Origin of the sequence: Clostridium sp. AF27-5AA (assembly GCF_003478415.1) — a bacterium.
GTDB lineage: Bacteria > Bacillota > Clostridia > Lachnospirales > Lachnospiraceae > Otoolea > Otoolea fessa.
The window spans coordinates 18,210-36,539 of sequence record NZ_QUFH01000016.1 but is presented as its reverse complement, the minus strand read 5'-3'; the positions used below and the strand labels follow the sequence as shown (position 1 = coordinate 36,539).

The window sequence follows — 18,330 nt, the reverse complement described above, 5'->3', positions numbered from 1 at the left end:
AGATGGTGAGAGCAGGTGACGGTGGGAACAAAGATGGTTGTGCGGGCAGTGAGCGTTATATTCTTGAGTGTATATTTGATGGCAGGAAATCATTTAACGGTGTCGGCGGCAAATGGTGAAAAGATATCTGAAGATTCGGATTTCAGTGTTTCTGGAGAGAACATGGATTCTCTTCTGAACTCACTGGATTTAAGCAGAATCGAAGCATTTTTAAGGGAAGCGGGAGGTTCGGCAGTCCCGGGGCTTTCATTCCGGGAAATCCTTTCGATGCTTCTCTCTGGCAATTATCAGAGAGTGGTTCGGATGCTGATGGATTTTTGCCGGACAGCCCTATTTCGGGAAATTTCAGAAAATGGCAGATGGATGGGGCAGGTCATCCTTCTGGGAATTTTAGGGGCGGTGTTCGCCAGCTTTTCGAGTCTCTTTGCCGACAGTCAGGTATCGGAGATGGGCTTTTATGTCACGTATCTTCTGATTTTTACACTGCTTGCCGCCAGTTTTTTGAATGGGGTGCGGATCACGCGGACACTGTTGGAGCAGCTCTTTGAATTTGTCCGGGTGCTGGTTCCTGCTTTTTTTCTGGCTGTTTCCTTTTCCGGGGGAAGTACCTCGGCAGCAGCCGGATATGCGTGGACACTTGCTTCTGTCAATGTGGCGGAATGGGTGTTTTTACAGTTGTTTCTGCCATGCACCCAGTTGTATGTCCTGCTGTCGCTGGCGGGACATTTAAGCTCGAAGGATTTGTTTTCAAAAGCGTTGGAATTGCTGGAACAGGGGATGCGCTGGGGCAGCAAGGCGCTTTTGGGAGTGGTGCTGGGCTTTCATGTGCTGCAGGGAATGATTGCGCCGTATACAGATTCGATGCGCCAGACGGCGCTGCGGCGGGCGGTCAGCCTGATACCGGGAATCGGACAGGGCGCGGCGGCAGTGTCGCAGGTACTTCTTGGAAGCAGCGTCCTGATCCGGAATACGGTGGGCATCGGGGGAGTACTTGTGTTGGCGGCGGTGTCGCTTCTGCCGCTTTTGAAACTTTTAATCCTCTATCTGGGGTGCCAGGGAAGCGCGGCGCTTTTGCAGCCGGTCAGTGACAGTCGGGTGGTGGAGGCAGTCGGCGCAGTGGCGAAAGGATTTTATTTTTTGCTGGCAGCAGCTGGTTCGGCGTTGGTGTTATTTGCACTTTCGATCGCGGTGGTGTGTGCGAGCACGAACGCGGCTTATTTTGCGGGGTAGAAGATGGAAGTAATTACTCACTGGGCGGGGAATATCGTCAGTTATCTTGTGTTTCTGACCGTTCTGACCGGGCTTTTGCCCGCACATAAGTATGAAAAATATATTCGCCTGTTTGCGGGCTGTATCTTGCTTCTGATTGTGCTTAAGCCGCTGACGGACGGGCTGCGGCTGGAGGAGCGGCTGAATTATCTGTTTACATCTCTTTCGTTTGAAAATGAAGCGGGCGAGCTGAAACGTGAGATGGATGAGATAGAGGTGCGGCGCAGAAATATGGTTTTGAGCCAGTATGAGGCGGAAGCATCCAAGGAGGCGGTGCGGGTGGCAGCGGAAGCGGGATTTTCCGTGGAAAAGGCGGATGTAGAGCTGGAAAAAGATCCGGAGTCGGAGCAATTTGCCTCGGTGCGGAGTGTGACGGTGTATGTGGCGGGAAGTGAGGCGGGGATGGAAGCGGGGATGGAAGCGGCGGAACTGGAGGAGAATCAGAGTTCGATGATTGAAATAGAAAAAATTCCCCCGATTGAAATTTCACTTAAACAGGAGCAGAAGCAGGGAGAACCCGCCGCCGCGCAGGCAGTTTCATGGATGAATGGGGAAAAGATTTGGGAGCTTCAGCAGCGGCTGGCATCGTTTTATCAGGTGGAGGCGGATCATGTGGAAGTCAGGATGGAACCTTGACAAGGAATGGGTCAAACGAAATGAAAAATGGCTGATTTTGCTGGTGCTTGGGCTGGCAATTCTGATCTTATATGCGCCGTTTGGGAAGAAGACGAGTGAGACGGGAGTCTGGCAGTCAGGGGAAAGATGGGCGGAGAGTGAAACAGAAACAAACTCTGGGCATAGAGCAGGGCAGGACAAAAATGGAAGTTCAGAAGAGAGTGGTTCGGATGTCGAAACAGGTCTGCCAGGCACTGCATCCAAGCAGGACACGAACCGCCTCTACGAGCTTCGCCTGGAGCAGCGGATCCGGGACGTTTTAAAGAAGGTGGACGGCGTGGGTGAGGTGGATGTGATGCTGACTCTGTTTTCTTCTTCGGAAAAGGTGCTGCGGGTGGATAAGGAGAGAAGCCGGGCGTCCACCTCGGAGACGGATTCTTCGGGTGGTACGCGGCAGCAGGCGGATGAATCGCTGCGGGAGAGCACCGTGCTGACGGGAAGTTCAGGCAGCGGGGAACCGGTAGTTGAAAAAGAGCTGGCACCGGAGATTTCCGGTATCGTGATCAGCGCACAGGGAGGAGGAAATGCGTCGGTACAGAAGGAAATTTCGGAAGCGATGCAGGCATTATTCGGACTGCCGGCACATAAAATAAAAGTATTAAAGCGGGTGGAATAAAGGAGTATGCAAATATGAGAATGAAGATGAAACGCGTTTTCAGGAGAAATCAAATCATCATCACGACGCTGGCGATCATGATTGCGGCGGCGGGGTATCTCAACTATGCGGGAAAATCCGATCTGCCGGGGGCGGATACATATGAAGCGGGGGCGACCAAGATTTCAGATAGCGATATATATTCGGAAAATCAGGCGGTGTCCGGAAGCGTGGCGGACGGTGAATATGAGGAGATTGCAAGTCTTGACGATCCGGGAGAGGGCGATCCGCTGGCAGCAGGCAGTGAGGAGGGCACAGCGCAGGGGGCGGCGGACGGAGAGGAGGCATCTGCGGACAATCCGGCAGTCGATAACCCGGGCGAGGCGGTTTTGACAGGCGGAACCGGCGTGGCAGAGTACATAGCCAATGTACAGCTCAGCCGTGAACAGATCCGCGCCAAGAACCGCGAAGCGCTGAATGCCCTGATTAACAATGAAAATCTGGATGCGTCGGCAAAAGAGGCAGCCGTTCAGGATATGCTGGCACTCAATGCGATAGCGGAGAAGGAAAATGCAGCGGAAACGCTTCTGATGGCGAAAGGATTTGCCGATCCGGTTGTCAGCATCACGGATGGAAAAGTGGATGTCGTTGTCAACGCGCCATCCATCACAGATCCGCAGCGCGCGCAGATCGAGGATATTGTAAAACGGAAAACCGAGATATCGGCGGAAAATATCGTGATTTCCCTTTTAAACCTGGGAGATTGAAGGGATTCGGATAAGATTCGAACTGGAAATGCCTTTGCAAACTCCTGTATTTTTGGTATAATAAAAACACTTAATTGAAATGTATTTCTGGAAGTATTCGAGCATCTGTTTTTTGTGGGAAGAGAAGATTCCGGGCGTACATGGAAGTGGTCAGGAGGGATTTGGAATGGCGAGAGAAGCAGAAGATAGAAGCACACATATCGTATATGAAAAGGACCGCATTGGAGAAGTGAAAATTGCCGATGAGGTAGTGGCGATCATCGCAGGTCTGGCAGCGACCGAGGTAGACGGTGTCGATTCGATGGCTGGCAATATCACAAATGAACTGGTCGGAAAGCTCGGCATGAAAAATTTGAGCAAGGGCGTGAAAGTGACCGTAACCGAGGATCACGTGATTGTGGATCTGTCCTTAAATATGAAATATGGCTACAGCATCCCGGCAGTCAGTGAAAAGGTGCAGGACAAAGTAAAGACAGCGATTGAAAATATGACCGGTCTGATGGTTCTGGAAGTTAATATTAAGATCGCGGGTGTCAATATGCCGGCGGAAGCATAGCAGGTTTCGTGTTTTCGTAGCTTTTCATTTTCTTAACACAAAATACTCAGTTTGACCTTGACGGGGAAAAAACCGTATGATATGATGATCGCGTTAAAAGGGAGTAGTTATAACCATGTAACCAACAGACCCTGAGGATAGTAAACCTCATGGTTACATGCCTTGTGTAAGTCAGATGGCAGTGTGTTTTTGTAACAAAAAGCGTGTGCCGTATGATTCAAATGTGAGGAACAAGACTTTTAGCATATGTGGATGAAACGTATGCTGAAAGTCTTTTTTGTTTTATTAGGAAAAAGCGTCCTATGAAACAAAAACGCTCACATGGATGTATACCTAGCGCGAAGAAAGACAGCTGCCAGAGCAGGTGTATCCTGGCAAGGGGCTCCAGGAAACAGGATATTTATGAAGGAAAACAAAATTAACAGGAGGAACAACATGGAATTTTTATGGGAAGGCGTCATGGCGATCACGCCGCAGCAGGTTGTGATGTATCTGATCGGCGGGCTTTTGATCTGGCTGGCGGTCAAAAAGGAATACGAACCGGCGCTGCTTCTGCCGATGGGATTCGGCGCGATCATGGTAAACCTGCCATTATCCGGCGTCATTAACCAGGTGACGGAGGGCATCGGGGAGACACAGGGTATTATACAGTGGCTGTTTGAGACGACGATCAGCGCGTCGGAGGCGCTTCCGATTCTGCTCTTTATCGGAATCGGGGCAATGATTGACTTTGGACCGCTTCTGTCACAGCCGATCATGTTTTTATTTGGTGCGGCGGCGCAGTTTGGCATTTTCTTTGCGATCTGTGCGGCATCGCTGATGGGATTTGAACTCAGGGATGCGGCATCGATTGGAATCATCGGTGCGGCGGATGGACCGACTTCCATTCTGGTTTCCCAGATCATGCATTCCAACTATGTGGGCGCGATCGCGGTGGCGGCGTACTCCTACATGGCGCTGGTGCCAATCATCCAGCCATTTGCGATCCGTCTGGTGACGACGAAAAAAGAACGCCGGATTCACATGACCTACAGTCCGAAAAATGTGTCCAAAACGACCAAGATCGCATTTCCGATTGTAGTTACTATCATTGTCGGACTGATTTCTCCGGCATCGGTGGCGCTGGTCGGATTTCTGATGTTTGGAAACCTGATCCGCGAGTGCGGCGTGCTTCCGGCACTTTCCCAGACGGCACAGAACGAGCTGGCAAACCTGATTACCCTGCTGCTTGGCATCACGATTTCGTTCAGTATGCGTGCGGATGCGTTTGTGCGGGTTGACACACTTCTGATTATGGGAATCGGTCTGATTGCATTTATCTTTGATACGATCGGCGGTGTGCTGTTTGCTAAATTTATGAACCTGTTTTTGAAGACGAAAATCAATCCGATGATCGGTGCGGCGGGCATTTCCGCATTCCCGATGTCCTCACGCGTGGTGCAGAAGCTGGCGATGGAGGAGGAAAAGGGAAATATTATCCTGATGCATGCGGTCGGCGCCAATGTATCGGGGCAGATCGCCTCGGTCATCGCGGGCGGACTGGTTATTAAGCTGGTAAGCCAGTATTTGTAATATAGGTCTGTCGGGCAGATAAAATGGAAAAGGAAGGCTGCACTTGAATGATGAAAAATCAAGAGACAGCCAGTGCACTGATTGAGATGGAGGAAAATATCGGATGTGGAATAATTTTTTGATTTCGCTGGCAATTATGGGAAAAGGAATGGCGGGAATTTTCGTCGTTGTCCTGATTATTACGGCAGTGGTGCTGATTTTAGGTAAGTTAAAGTAAAATATAAATTGGAAAAAGTATCTTTCTTTTTTCTTTCAGTTTTATGCAGTTCGTTGACATTCGACAGAGGTAAATCTATAATAGAAACATTGTTTGTAAGAGTTTGAAAGGGCCAGAAGGAGACATGAGAATGAGTCAACGAAATAAAATTCAGCGCCTGCTGCGAAAAGGCGCTTTGGCAACTTGTTTATCCCTGTCAGTTGTGTGCAGCAGCTTATCGGCAGTTACAGCGTATGCAGGACCGGCGGATGATCCGGCAGCGGCAGCACCAGTGATCGGACCGGGCGGTCCGGGAACCACGAACGCGAATGCGGGACAGCAGGCGGATAATTCCTATTATAATCAGACGTTATCCAATCCGGTTGTCAATCCGGTGGACAAGTATTCCTATAGCCAGATGGTAAACGATATTTCGGCGCTGGCAAGCCGTTATCCGGGAACGGTGACAGTGAAATCGATCGGAAAATCGGCGGACGGACGTGATATCTACGATGTGATTGTCGGCAATCCGAACGCATCCAAGAAGATTCTGTTCCAGGGGGCGATTCATGCCAGAGAGTATATCGTTGTACCGCTGATGATGCAGCAGCTCGAGTATCTGGCAGCTGGATTTACGAATAATGGTACCTATATGACGCAACCGCTTTCTAACATATTGGGACAGGTGGCATTTCATTTTGTGCCGATGCTGAATCCGGATGGAGTCACGATCAGCCAGATGGGCGAGAATGGTATCCAGTCGGAGGAACTGCGCCAGACGATGCAGGCGGCGTACGCGGCGGACAAGGCATCCAGCCGGACAACGGTCAGCTATGAAGAGTATATGAGACGCTGGAAGGCGAATGCACGCGGTGTCGATCTGAACTATAACTTTGCAGCAAACTGGGAGGGAATCAATGTGTCTTTAACCCATCCGTCTGCAAATGGTTATAAGGGAACCAACCCACTGTCAGAGCCGGAGAGCCAGGCAATCGCGAACTTGATTCAGGGAACGGGATTCAATGCGGTTATCAACTATCATGCGATGGGAAATGTGATTTACTGGGATACGCAGAACAACCAGAAAGCGGCAGAGTCCAAGGCGCTGGCAAACGCTGTTCATGCCTTGAATGGTTATTCCGTTCTTGGAAGCAAGGGCGTCGGCGGCTTGAAGGACTGGCTGCAGCAGGCAGTAGGCATCCCTGGTATCACGATCGAGGTAGGACGTTCCACCTGCCCGGTATCTTTCTCGGAATATCCGGCGATCTGGAACCAGAATAAGGCAGTCCCGGCAACGCTGGGATATTATGTGGCGACACATTGATGATGGAATAAAATGAAGATTAGATAGAAAAAGGATGTGCGACTGGAGTTGGAAGTGGTCGCACATCCTTTTTTGTTTCAAGATTTGGAACGGATCAACAAAAACAGGAAGCTAAAACTATACAAAATGGAAAATACATTCTTTTTTCAAAAATATGGTTGACAAATTCTGCAACATGATCTAATATAAAATCACAAAAGGAACAAAAATTCCATAACCGACAAAAAAGAACAAATTAAATGAAATGGAGGATTTCAACATGAAAACAAGAGAAGTTGTATTCTACAGCGAAGGCGCAAAGATGGTAGGAGATATTTATCTCCCGGATGATTACAAAGAGGGCGAGAAGAGACCAGCAGTTCTGTGTAACTCTGGATGGACCGGCGTTAATAAGTGCTATCCGGCACTGTTTGCAAGAGCTTTAACAGCAAGAGGATTTGTATGCATGGGCTTCGATTACAGAGGATTTAAGCCGAGTGAGAATGTTCATCCATGCCTGCCGAAGTACACAACCCTTGAGACAGAGGTTGAAGACGTGGCAAACGCATTTACCTTTATGCAGATTCAGCCGGAAGTAGATCCGGAACGCTGCGGACTTCTTGGATGGGGTGTCGGCGGTGCTGTATGCGTAACCGTTGCAGCGCGTGACAAGGAAGTAAAAGCGATTGCAACCCTGAACAGCTTTGTAAATGGCGAGCGCTGGATGCGTGACGGCATGGGAAATGATAAGTTTGGAAAGAGCGTTGCACGCCTCAGAGAAGACCGTATCAAGAGAATTACAACCAACGATCCGGTTCTGATGCATCCGTACACCGATTATCCGAACATCACAGAGAGCGGCGATTTCTATACAGACCATGTATTAAAAGAGATCAACGGCGGTATCGGCGATTCTGTCAACAAGGATAATGGCGAGGAGTTCCCGACCCCGATGAGCACCGCAATCGGCGAGAGCTTCATCCGTTTCAACGTAGAAGACCTGCTTCCGAGAATCGCACCGCGTGCTGTCTTTGTAGGTCATGGCTATTATAACGAGCTGCATCAGCGTGTAGAGGCGGAAGAAGCATACCGTCTGGCACAGGAGCCGAAGCAGTTATACTATGTAGATGGCAAGCACAATGAGTGGATGTTCGACGACGATCCGAAGTTCCAGGCACTGGCTGACGCGCTGGCAGCATTCTACAAGGAGAATCTGAAAGCATTCCAGTTTGGTTTACAGAAATAATCTATGGACAGAGAAAAAGAGATTGCATATTTAATGCAGGGAGCGTATGACCTCCATATGCACGCAGCCCCGTCCCCCTTTCATCGAGTTTTGGATGATTACGGGCTGTTAGAAGAAGCCGGGAGAGCCGGAATGGCAGGAATTATGCTGAAATCTCACTATGAGTCCACGATTGCGCGGGCAATTCTGGCTAATATCCACTGTGCTTCGTGTACGAAAGCCTATGGCGGTCTGGTGTTAAACTGGCCAGTCGGAGGACTCAATCCATATGCGGTTGAAAATGCGATGAAGCGCGGATGCCGTATCGTGTGGATGCCGACCCGGGACGCAAAGAACTCTTTGTGTTCCGGGAATATGCCGGGAGATTTCTTTGACCGCTCTGGAATCTCTATCCTGACCGAAACAGGGGAGCTGAGGGCGGAGGTTTTGAAGATTTTGAGGATTGCCAGAAAGTATGATGCGGCAGTCGCGACCGGGCACATCAGCCCGGAGGAAAGTATTCTCTTGTGTCAGGAGGGAATCCGGCAGGGAAACCGTATGGTTCTGACACATCCAGAATTTCCGCGGACGCGTGTCGATGTAAAAACGCAGAAACAGCTGGCAGCTCTGGGCGTTTATATTGAAAAATGCTGGTATAATGTGGCAGAAAAGGAATGCACGGCGCAGGAGATGGCAGACCATATCCGGGTAGTCGGAGCAGAACACTGTTTTATGGTAACGGATCGGGGGCAGACTTCAAGAGAACACCCGGTGGAAGCGATGAAGTTGTTTATGCAGACATTGCTGGATGAGGGAATCACGGAAGATGAGATTTATGTGATGACGCATACGGTGCCCCGGAAGGTGCTGGGAGAGTTATAGTAAATTTGATAATTGAATATGAAAAAATAAAAAGGTCAAAAATCAATTATAAGTTTACTTATAAGAATTCTTGACCTTTTTATTTTTTTCGAGAAGTACTTTTAAGAAGGTAAGGGATAATATAGTGTACTGGAAGGAGGATATCTATGGAATATACCAATATGTCGTTTCTATATGATTTTGCATTTATGTCGCTGTTGCTGATTATAGCCCAGTGCCTGCGTTCCCGTATAAAATTTTTGCAGATGTTTTATATTCCAGCGTCTGTTCTGGCAGGTCTGATGGGACTTGTCCTGGGACCGCAGTTTTTAAACGTGATTCCGTGGAGCGGTAAAATAGGAAGTTATGCTTATATGCTGGTATGTGTATTATTTGGCGGTTTGTTCCTGGGGAAAAAAGATAAAACCAATGTAAAACAGATTCTGACAAAGGTGGGCGATTCCTTTTGTGTCAATATGGGAGCTGAATTTTTCTGTTTTGGTATTGCACTGCTGGTAGGCGGTGCACTGATGAAAATTTTGTTTCCAAATGTATTTACAGAAATTGCCCTGCTGATGCCATCTGGATTTTGCGGTGGACATGGCTATGCTTCAACGATTGGAACGGCACTTAACAATTCACTGGGACGTGAAGATGGCGTTGTACTGGGGCAGACGTTTGCAACCGTGGGCCTGTTAGTTGGTTTGTTTGTAGGAATTGCCTGTATTAACTATGCAACCAGACATGGAGGAACACGTCTGGTAGAAAAAGCGGAATCTCTTCCGGAAGAGTGCCGCACAGGAATCGTTCCAGTAGGTAAGAGAAATTCGATGGGAGAAGAAACCATCAATCCAATGAGTATGGATCCGTTGGCATTTCATCTTGCACTCACGCTGACTGCAACACTGTGTGGTTATAAGTTCTACGATTTTTATAAACAGTTCTTACCGAATGTAGAATTACCGGTTATGTGCCTGGCAATGATATTTGGTGTCATTATTAACACGATTATAGGGCATACTCGTTTTAAAGACAGTATTGATGAGCATGTGGAAGGACGGATTGGTTCGATGGTAACCGATTATCTGGTTGGCTTTGGTGTGGCATCTATTTCGATTTCCATTGTACTTGAATTTGCAGGTCCGATTTTAGTTTTATGTGTATTAGGAATGCTGACATCCCTGTTTTTAGTATTTGTAGTTGGACAGAAGCTGTTCCGCAATTTCTGGTTTGAACGATCAATTTTTGTATTTGGATGGACAACAGGAGTGGTGGCAATCGGTGTTACGCTTCTTCGAATTGTAGATCCGGAAGGAAAGAGCGGCACATTGAATGACTATGGATATTCGTATACGCTGCAGTCCGTGATTGAGGTCTTTATCATCGCATTTACGCCAATTTTGACGGTTTCCATGGGATGTATTGCAGTTGGTGTGATTGAAACGGGAATTGCTGTGGTGCTCTTCCTGATATGTGCAAAATGCTTTGGTGTACATAATGAGAAGATGAATGAGCTTCGGGAAGGTGAAGCAGAGGTCATAAGTAAATAAGTCTTTGTATATTCTGAAAAATGTGTGGTTGGACATGAAAATGAACAGCCACACATTTTTTATTGAATAGAAAGTTCGCCTCGGACTAATGTAGGTGAAATAGAGGAGAATGATGAGAGAAAGAAAATCTCCCATTTTTATGGTGAAGTGCATTGACTCCCCAGATTCCCAGAAGGACGAGAGCAATACCGAAAAATTCATGGAAACCGAAAGGCTCGCTAAGAATAATAACGCCTGTAAATACAGCTGTAACAGTGGAGATGCCGCTGAAGCTGGATGCAGTAGCCATGGACATATGGGTAAAAACTATGTTCCGCAGTGCTGAAGCATAAAGTGAGGACCCGATGGATAAGGCAAGAAGACAGCCAACGATAACAGGATCCGCGAGCGGACGAAATAACTCGATGGGATCGTTGGAAACAAGGTGCGTTATCAGAGAAATGCTTCCATAAACGGCGAACATAGCGAAGCTCATAGCATAGGTAATGTCCAGAGGTGTCAGATGTTTTCCGAGCTTCCGGATACATAGATTTAAGGAAGAGGACATAAAGGCAGCCATTAACAACAGGAAAAAGCCCCATACGGTTGCAGCCTTATCCTCAGAATTTCCGGCAACAATGAAAATACCTAAAAAGCTAAGAAGAATAAAGAAAAATTGTCCTGCAGAGGGCTTTTCGTAAAAAAACGGAATGGCAAGCAAGGTGGTGATTAGCGGGATTAATGCCAGAATCACACTTGCTTTCCCAGAAGGATAGAAGCACATGCCGGTGGTTTCAAAAAAGCCATTAAGCAACTGGAAAATACAGATAGGAAGAATACATATGCCCATATCACGAAGAGAACGTAGATGAATTCGTTCGGTATGTTTTAAGGCGTAAAGTAGCACAAGACAGATTGCAAAACGAAGTGCAATTAGTAGTGCGGTATCTCCATTTAGGCGTGCAGTTAAGATTTTTAGCGGTAAATAAGAAATGCCAAATAAGAAGTTGTATAGGATAGCTCCTAGGATTGGATTAGTTTGTGCAAATTTCATGACGTTCCTTTCAACATGATTATATGATAAATGGTTCAATATAGGAAATATATGTCAAAGAAACCTCTGTAATCAAGGAAGAATTGCAGAGGTTTCTTTAATTTTTATATGTTTTTATATTTTGTGCGAACGCTTTTAATTTGAAAAGCTATACCTTATCGGAACTGCCAGATCCTGTTTTATCAAATTTTTTATAATTTTTAATCAGAATTCCCAGACTGGCGGTGGCGCCGATCATGATGAGGGCGGCGAACATTCCGCCGAAGTTTGCGATGATCTTGACACCATTGACACCAACGGTTGCGATCATGATGTAGCCGACTGCCATCGGAACGACACACCACACAAGCTTTAACCACATCGGGGAGTCCGGGGAATCCGGGTTGATACCCTGAGTGGAGATGCCTGCCATAGCGATACAGTTGGAGTTGCAGGCGGTAATGGTGCTGAGGAAGATCAGAACAACGAATAATGGGATGATCAGATTTCCAAGCGGAAGAGCTCCTAACATATCATAAGGAACATTCTCAACGCCGCGGTCATAAGATGCAACGAGGTCGAACAGTCCAGAAGTCTGAACCCACAGAGAGGTACCGCTGACTAAAACCATCCACAGGGCACTGACAGAAGCACAAAGACCTACATATAATCCAAGCACGTGTTTTACCTTGCGTCCATAAGCGATCTGTCCCATGAAAGCGCCAGAGGTAGGTGCCCATGCCATCCAGCTGAACCAGTAGAAGGTGGTCCACCACTGCGGCCACTGGGTTCCAACGGATTCACCAGTAATCAGGATACGTTCAATAAAGGTACCTGCGAAACCGCCCAATGCCTCGGTAGAGAGGTTGAACAGGAAGGAGGCATTTGAAAATACCAGCAGGAAAATCAGGAAAATAGCAAAGCCGTATACGTTGATATTGGAAACATGCTTCATAGCTTTCTGGATACCGGAAACAGCCGTAGCAACCGTGACAGCGGCAACGACAATACCGACCATAAACCAGAGGCGGGCATTAGATGGAAGTCCAAGCATTTTAGAGATACCACCGGAAATATTCATGAATGCCTGTGCAACAGAACCAGCCATACCGGCACCGATGGCAAATAAGGTGATTGCGTCGATGGTCTGCATCCAGCGAGGATGGTAGCAGCGGTCACCCAGAAGAGGGGAAACTTCACTGGCGATGGAATACGGCTTTTTCGCGTTGTAATACATGAAAGCAAATACAACCGCCGGAACCGTATACATACAATATGGAACGATCGTCCAGTGAAGGAACATGGTTTCCATGGCAAATTTCAGAGAACCGCTGGTAGAAGGTTCAACGCCGTATAATTCGGTCGGCGGGTACGCGTAATGCGCGATCGGCTCCCCCGGTCCCCAGAAGAGGACACCGGCTGCCATGGTTGTTGTGAGGGCGATAGTAAACCAGGAAAAATTGCTTAGTTCTGGTTTGGCGTCCTCACCGCCGATTCGTACATCGCCAAATTTGGAAAACATGGCAACAACGGCGACGATTACGATTGCAAGGGCGAGAATGCTGGCAGCCCAGCCGAGATTTTTGATGATCCAGTTGTTGATATTATTGATGACTCCCAGAAAAGTTTCCTGATCGACAAGGCTTAAAACAAGGAACGCGACCAGAATAATAAATGGCGGGAAAAAGGTCATGATGCGAATTTTTGAGTTTTCATTTTTAGCATTTTTATCAGTCATTTATGATTCCTCCTTGTAGGGTGTATCCCAGATAGGACGATAGTCCTCCGGGTGGCGGTCGGTCAGAACGGTATTGAAATCACGTTCTTTTGCAATCCGGTTTAAATCAACGCTTCCATATAAAATGGCTTCTTCCTGAACACCGCAGCTGTCAATCCGTTCTCCAATAGGACTTACCAGCTGGCTTTTTCCTGCGAAGATCTCATCGCCGGACAATCCACAGCGGTTGACTGCGGCTATGTATACAAGATTGTCCAGGGCACGGCACGCAAGGTTTAAATCCCACCATTCTTTGAAATAGTAGCTGGCGCGCCATGCGGCCGGGACTAAAACCAGTTCGGCACCGGCCAGTGTCAGCAGGCGGACGGTTTCTGGAAAGCATACGTCGTAGCAGATGACGACGCCGATCTTTCCGAGCTTTGTCTCAAAGACCGGGTACTGGGTGCCGCGCTGCAGATAAGTTCGTTCGTCTCCGACGGGATGCGTTTTTGAATAATGCCCGAGAATCGTGCCGGTATCATCGATCAAAAAAGCAGAGTTTTCGACTCCAGATGGGGTGGAAAAAAGGATCGGAGCCAGAATAAAGACTGAAAGTTCCTTTGCCAGACGACGCATCCGTGTCAGGGAAGGTCCATCTTCGATTTCGGCGAGCTTCATCATATCTGGGATGCAGGTGCCGAGATAGCCGACATTAAATACCTCTGGCAGACAAATCAATTTTGCCCCGTGAGCGGCTGCTTCCCGGATCTGTTTCTCTGCTTTGTCAAGATTATTAGAAACATGGAACAAATCGCAGTCCATCTGGATCATGGCGATTTGGTAAGGTGATCGAGTTTGTTGCATTTGAGTATCCCCTTCCTAAAAATAGAATATTTATTCCATAAACGACATTTATGATATGATTATAGAATTTGTAAAGGAATAAATCAACCAAAATACAATAATAAAGAATAAAATTTACCTTTTTTACAAAGAAATCCTCCGAAATTTGTCTGCTTTGACGAAAAACAAATGTCAAATTGACGAATTTGTAAGGAAAGTATATAATAAAACCAAACGAAAATCGAGTGAGAATCTTGGAATGAATGAGGATAAACGATGGGCAATGAAGTATTGGAACAGATCATAAAAATCAAGGATGCCGTACCGAAAAAACAGAGAATTCTCTGCAATTATCTGGCGCTGAATTATGAAAAGATCGGCGTGATGACGGTGGCGGAGCTGGCGGAAAATGCGGGTGTGGGAAGCACGACGGTCATGCGTCTGGTACAGCTTCTGGGCTTTGACAGCTACACTACATTTAAGAAAGCATTGGCACAGGAATCGCTTTTGAAAAATACAACGCCGTACCGCAGCCTGCGGCAGGAATTTTCCCGTACCTCGGAGACGGCGAGCCGGGATACGTTCCATATGGCGATCGCGGACGGAATCCAGGTGCTTGAAAATCTCTGTACGCCGTCAAACATTTCCCAGTTTGAGGCGGCAATCCAGCTGATGCTGGAATCAGATCAGCTCTATATATTGGGAATGCGTTCCAGCAAGGCGCTGGCGCTGTATTTTGAATATGTGGCAGAGCGCTTTTATCCGCATATCCGCCAGCTCAGCCGGGAGGAAGAGTTTGTCTATGACCGGATTGCAATCAATACGACGCCGAAGGATGTGCTTTTAGTGTATTCGGTCTGGCCGTGTACGAAAAAGACGATTCGTGTGGCAGAGTTAGCACATAACCTGGGAATCCCGATGATACTGATCACAAATACAAGCTTAAATCCATTGGTAAAGATCGCAGATGTAGTGATTGATACGAATTCTGTGAACCATCCGAGCGGTGATACTGCTTTGATGCTGGTAACGGAGGCGCTCATGAGTGAACTGGGAAGACGGACCGCACCGGAATCCACGAAGAATATTGAAAAGATCGAACAGGCATTGAATGACAATGGACTGATTCTCTGGGAGAATTAATCGAAGATGTGCAACTGAAAACCCGATAAAACAGGGCTGCCGTTATTCCTCAAACGGCAGCTCTTCTTTTCGCAAAAATGTCCGGATCGACTCGTCCCACTCGCGTTCCAGCGTCTTGTCTAACGTAAATTGGTTGAGCGACAGCCCGGTGACACAGCTTAAATGCTGGTTTTCATAATGAATATTTAAGAACAGTCCGCCGACCTGCTCCGGGAGCCATTGGCTTTTGCGGGCGGTCAGAAACTGTTCGGTGGCAGCTTTCGGAAGCTTCAAAATGATGGAGAAGCGCTCCGGAAGCTTTTTCCCTTTTATGAGGGAAAAACAGAACGGGCGCAGAGTTTTCCAGGTTGAATATTCTTCAATCTTCCCCTCGGCACGCTCTTCTTCGGAATAAAAGCTTTTATGGACGCGTCCGTCGATGGAGAAGGTGTTGAACGTCACGATCTCCGCTTCCTTGAGCAGAAAGCGGTCAAATGTCTCTCCGATGAACAGTTTCTTGGTAAATAATTTTATATCACAGATATTGCAGGCAATCATATGTGTCCTCGCTGAGATGGTAAATTCGTTATTTTCTGTGTAATGTAGAAACAATAACGTAGATTCTATTTTATCGCAGGCGGGAGGGGGACGCAAGTGACTTCTTATTGGCAAGACGGAGAATTTTAAAATTTTATTAGCACTCAACAAAAATGAGTGCTAATTTTCTATTGACATCTTGGAACGCTGGTATTAAAATAAGAGTCACGGTGATGGAAAATCACAAAAAAAGAATTTTACAAGCGTATATTTATGTAGCTGGATAGCAGGATTGGACGCGGCAGAGTGAAACTGCCAGACTCCATTTCCGGGAGCGGATATCCACTGTATTTTGCAATCAAAAGGAGTGTATAGATATGGCAGCAAAAACAGGAAGTTTATCAATCAACAGCGAGAATATTTTCCCGATTATTAAGAAATGGCTTTATTCCGATCATGATATTTTCTATCGTGAGCTGATTTCCAACGGATGCGACGCGATCACGAAGCTGAAAAAGCTGGCGCTGATGGGCGAGTATGAGGAGCCGGGGGAGACGGAGTATAAGATTCAGGTTACCGTTAATTCTGAGGACAAGACGATCACCGTCGAGGATAATGGTATCGGTATGACTGCCGAGGAAGTGGAAGAGTACATTAACCAGATCGCATTTTCCGGTGCACAGGATTTCCTGGCAAAATATAAGGACAAAGCAAACGAAGACCAGATCATCGGTCATTTCGGTTTGGGTTTCTATTCTGCATTCATGGTAGCGGACAAGGTTACGATCGATACTCTTTCTTATAAGAAAGACGCAGAGCCGGTTCACTGGGAGTCTGAGGGCGGCACTGAGTTTGCGATGGATAAGGGCGATAAGGAAGGCAATGGTACCAAGATTGTCCTTTATTTAAATGAAGACAGCACTGAGTTCTGCAATGAGTATCGCGCACGTGAAGTCATCCAGAAGTACTGCTCTTTCATGCCGGTTGAGATTTACCTGAAAAATGCAACGGCAGAGCCGGAGTATGAGACGATCGAGAAGGATCAGCTGACCGACAAGGACACCATCGTTGAGACGGTGGTCGAGGAAGCAAAGACCGAGGAAAAGGAGAAAGAGGACGGCACGAAAGAGACCGTGGAGGTATCTCCGAGAACCGAGAAATATAAGATCCTGAAACGTCCGGTGGCACTGAATGACATTCACCCGCTGTGGAACAAGCATCCGAACGAGTGTACCGAGGAAGAATACAAAGAATTTTACCGCAAGGTATTTATGGATTACAAGGAACCGCTGTTCTGGATTCATCTGAACATGGATTATCCGTTCAACCTGAAAGGTATTCTGTACTTCCCGAAGATCAACATGGAGTACGAGAGCATTGAGGGCACCATCAAGCTGTACAACAACCAGGTATTTATCGCGGATAATATCAAGGAAGTTATTCCGGAGTTCCTGATGCTCTTAAAGGGCGTGATCGACTGCCCGGATCTGCCGTTAAATGTATCGAGAAGTGCGCTGCAGAATGATGGATTTGTAAAGAAGATTTCCGATTACATCACCAAGAAGGTAGCGGACAAGCTGACCGGTATGTGCAAGACTGACCGGGAGACCTATGAGAAATATTGGGACGATATCGCTCCATTTATCAAATTTGGCTGCTTAAAGGATCAGAAATTTGCTGAGAAGATGGATGACTACATCATTTACAAGAATCTGGACGGAAAATATCTGACGCTGAAAGACTGCATGGATAAGGCGAAAGAGGAAGGCCATGAGAACCAGATCTACTATGTAACAAATGAGAAAGAGCAGAGCCAGTACATCAACATGTTCAAGGCAAACGGACAGGATGCGATCATCATGTCTCACAGCATTGATAATCCATTCATCAGCCAGGAAGAACAGAAGCATGAGAACCTGAAATTCCTGCGTATTGATGCCGATGTCAATGACACGCTGCGCGAGGAAGTGAAGGAAGAGGACAAGGAAGCGCTCAAGAAACAGGAAGAGACGCTGACAGAGACCTTCAAGAAAGCACTGGGCGATGATAAGCTGCAGGTAAAGGTTGAGAAGCTGAAGGATGCTGAGATTTCTTCGATGATCACCCTGTCAGAGGAAACACGCCGTATGCAGGATATGATGAAGATGTACAACATGGGCATGGACGCGTCGATGTTCGGCGGCAGCGGTCAGGTGTTGGTACTCAACGCGAACAACAAGCTCGTTCAGTACGTCTTAGAGCACACGGATGGCGAGAATACGCCGAAGATCTGCGAACAGCTCTACGACCTGGCACAGCTTAGCCACGGTTCCCTGACACCGGAGCGCATGACGAAGTTTATCGCACGGTCGAATGAGATTATGGGTATGATGCTGAACTAAGGGCGTCTGGTTTAGGACTGTTTTATATAGGAAAATATGTTAAAATATCATATATGATATAATGATGGAGCTGCTGCACGTAAATGTGGCAGCTCTTTTATTACCTGTCGTAAGAGAGCAAATGGGATTCACTATTTCACGAATTTAGG

General features: G+C 47.2%; 16 protein-coding genes. 12 read left to right on the top strand and 4 right to left on the bottom strand.

What is annotated here, in order from left to right; all coding sequences use genetic code 11:
• The first annotated feature begins 21 nt into the window (after nt 1–21).
• From DWY89_RS13275 to DWY89_RS13230, 10 genes are all read left to right on the top strand, one after another.
• Entirely contained in the window at nt 22–1,230 is a 1,209-nt protein-coding gene (locus DWY89_RS13275) for a stage III sporulation protein AE (protein ID WP_118524754.1), read from the top strand.
• 3 nt (nt 1,231–1,233) lie between these two features.
• Nucleotides 1,234–1,905, top strand: coding sequence for a stage III sporulation protein AF (locus tag DWY89_RS13270; protein WP_118482587.1), 672 nt, complete (start codon nt 1,234–1,236; stop codon nt 1,903–1,905).
• The gene (locus DWY89_RS13265; RefSeq protein ID WP_118524093.1) at nt 1,880–2,560 is read left to right on the top strand and encodes a stage III sporulation protein AG; all 681 of its coding nucleotides are present in this window, start codon (nt 1,880–1,882) and stop codon (nt 2,558–2,560) included. Before DWY89_RS13270 ends, DWY89_RS13265 begins: the two co-directional genes overlap by 26 nt.
• 20 nt (nt 2,561–2,580) lie before the next feature.
• Nucleotides 2,581–3,306, top strand: a complete 726-nt coding sequence (locus DWY89_RS13260; protein ID WP_107001501.1) for a SpoIIIAH-like family protein — start codon at nt 2,581–2,583, stop codon at nt 3,304–3,306.
• Nucleotides 3,307–3,472: 166 nt separating this feature from the next.
• Entirely contained in the window at nt 3,473–3,862 is a 390-nt protein-coding gene (locus tag DWY89_RS13255; RefSeq protein ID WP_107001323.1) for an Asp23/Gls24 family envelope stress response protein, read from the top strand.
• Nucleotides 3,863–4,297: 435 nt separating this feature from the next.
• Entirely contained in the window at nt 4,298–5,434 is a 1,137-nt protein-coding gene (locus DWY89_RS13250; RefSeq protein ID WP_107001324.1) for a sodium ion-translocating decarboxylase subunit beta, read from the top strand.
• Nucleotides 5,435–5,781: 347 nt separating this feature from the next.
• Nucleotides 5,782–6,954 carry a M14 family zinc carboxypeptidase gene (locus tag DWY89_RS13245; protein WP_118524094.1) on the top strand — a complete coding sequence of 391 codons (1,173 nt, stop codon included), beginning with the start codon at nt 5,782–5,784 and terminating at the stop codon, nt 6,952–6,954.
• A 259-nt stretch (nt 6,955–7,213) separates the two neighbouring features.
• On the top strand, nt 7,214–8,179 hold the full coding sequence (locus tag DWY89_RS13240) for an alpha/beta hydrolase (RefSeq protein WP_107001326.1): 966 nt from the start codon (nt 7,214–7,216) through the stop codon (nt 8,177–8,179).
• Nucleotides 8,180–8,182: 3 nt separating this feature from the next.
• Complete coding sequence (locus DWY89_RS13235) at nt 8,183–9,040, top strand: DUF6282 family protein (RefSeq protein WP_118524095.1); 858 nt, start codon at nt 8,183–8,185, stop codon at nt 9,038–9,040.
• A 146-nt stretch (nt 9,041–9,186) separates the two neighbouring features.
• On the top strand, nt 9,187–10,569 hold the full coding sequence (locus DWY89_RS13230) for a sodium/glutamate symporter (protein ID WP_118524096.1): 1,383 nt from the start codon (nt 9,187–9,189) through the stop codon (nt 10,567–10,569).
• Between the two features lie 85 nt (nt 10,570–10,654).
• Here the strand turns inward: DWY89_RS13230 and DWY89_RS13225 are convergent, their stop codons facing one another.
• The 3 genes from DWY89_RS13225 to DWY89_RS13215 all read right to left on the bottom strand — a co-directional run bounded on the left by DWY89_RS13225 (nt 10,655) and on the right by DWY89_RS13215 (nt 14,162).
• Nucleotides 10,655–11,602: a DMT family transporter gene (locus DWY89_RS13225; protein WP_118524097.1), complete on the bottom strand. Its 948-nt coding sequence runs from the start codon at nt 11,600–11,602 to the stop codon at nt 10,655–10,657.
• A 148-nt stretch (nt 11,603–11,750) separates the two neighbouring features.
• A complete protein-coding gene (locus DWY89_RS13220) occupies nt 11,751–13,319 on the bottom strand; it encodes a BCCT family transporter (protein WP_118468524.1) in 1,569 nt (522 codons plus the stop codon).
• Complete coding sequence (locus DWY89_RS13215; protein WP_243022836.1) at nt 13,320–14,162, bottom strand: carbon-nitrogen hydrolase family protein; 843 nt, start codon at nt 14,160–14,162, stop codon at nt 13,320–13,322.
• 255 nt (nt 14,163–14,417) lie between these two features.
• Between DWY89_RS13215 and DWY89_RS13210 the strand changes: the two genes are divergently transcribed.
• Complete coding sequence (locus DWY89_RS13210; protein ID WP_107001331.1) at nt 14,418–15,284, top strand: MurR/RpiR family transcriptional regulator; 867 nt, start codon at nt 14,418–14,420, stop codon at nt 15,282–15,284.
• 42 nt (nt 15,285–15,326) lie between these two features.
• Here the strand turns inward: DWY89_RS13210 and DWY89_RS13205 are convergent, their stop codons facing one another.
• Nucleotides 15,327–15,821: a DUF5721 family protein gene (locus tag DWY89_RS13205; protein ID WP_118524098.1), complete on the bottom strand. Its 495-nt coding sequence runs from the start codon at nt 15,819–15,821 to the stop codon at nt 15,327–15,329.
• A 356-nt stretch (nt 15,822–16,177) separates the two neighbouring features.
• Here DWY89_RS13205 and htpG point away from each other — a divergent pair, with 356 nt between their 5' ends.
• Nucleotides 16,178–18,181 (top strand): molecular chaperone HtpG, encoded by a 2,004-nt coding sequence (gene htpG, locus DWY89_RS13200; protein WP_118492490.1) that lies wholly within the window; start codon nt 16,178–16,180, stop codon nt 18,179–18,181.
• Nucleotides 18,182–18,330: the final 149 nt, after the last annotated feature.

Bases quoted from the DNA above. Each gene is read 5' to 3' on its own strand.
- DWY89_RS13220 (WP_118468524.1), bottom strand. From the start codon at position 13,319: ATGACTGATAAAAATGCTAAAAATGAAAACTCAAAAATTCGCATCATG.
- DWY89_RS13240 (WP_107001326.1), top strand. From the start codon at position 7,214: ATGAAAACAAGAGAAGTTGTATTCTACAGCGAAGGCGCAAAGATGGTA.
- DWY89_RS13265 (WP_118524093.1), top strand. From the start codon at position 1,880: ATGTGGAAGTCAGGATGGAACCTTGACAAGGAATGGGTCAAACGAAAT.
- htpG (WP_118492490.1), top strand. From the start codon at position 16,178: ATGGCAGCAAAAACAGGAAGTTTATCAATCAACAGCGAGAATATTTTC.
- DWY89_RS13230 (WP_118524096.1), top strand. From the start codon at position 9,187: ATGGAATATACCAATATGTCGTTTCTATATGATTTTGCATTTATGTCG.
- DWY89_RS13260 (WP_107001501.1), top strand. From the start codon at position 2,581: ATGAAGATGAAACGCGTTTTCAGGAGAAATCAAATCATCATCACGACG.
- DWY89_RS13225 (WP_118524097.1), bottom strand. From the start codon at position 11,602: ATGAAATTTGCACAAACTAATCCAATCCTAGGAGCTATCCTATACAAC.
- DWY89_RS13255 (WP_107001323.1), top strand. From the start codon at position 3,473: ATGGCGAGAGAAGCAGAAGATAGAAGCACACATATCGTATATGAAAAG.
- DWY89_RS13210 (WP_107001331.1), top strand. From the start codon at position 14,418: ATGGGCAATGAAGTATTGGAACAGATCATAAAAATCAAGGATGCCGTA.
- DWY89_RS13205 (WP_118524098.1), bottom strand. From the start codon at position 15,821: ATGATTGCCTGCAATATCTGTGATATAAAATTATTTACCAAGAAACTG.
- DWY89_RS13215 (WP_243022836.1), bottom strand. From the start codon at position 14,162: ATGCAACAAACTCGATCACCTTACCAAATCGCCATGATCCAGATGGAC.
- DWY89_RS13235 (WP_118524095.1), top strand. From the start codon at position 8,183: ATGGACAGAGAAAAAGAGATTGCATATTTAATGCAGGGAGCGTATGAC.
- DWY89_RS13245 (WP_118524094.1), top strand. From the start codon at position 5,782: ATGAGTCAACGAAATAAAATTCAGCGCCTGCTGCGAAAAGGCGCTTTG.
- DWY89_RS13270 (WP_118482587.1), top strand. From the start codon at position 1,234: ATGGAAGTAATTACTCACTGGGCGGGGAATATCGTCAGTTATCTTGTG.
- DWY89_RS13250 (WP_107001324.1), top strand. From the start codon at position 4,298: ATGGAATTTTTATGGGAAGGCGTCATGGCGATCACGCCGCAGCAGGTT.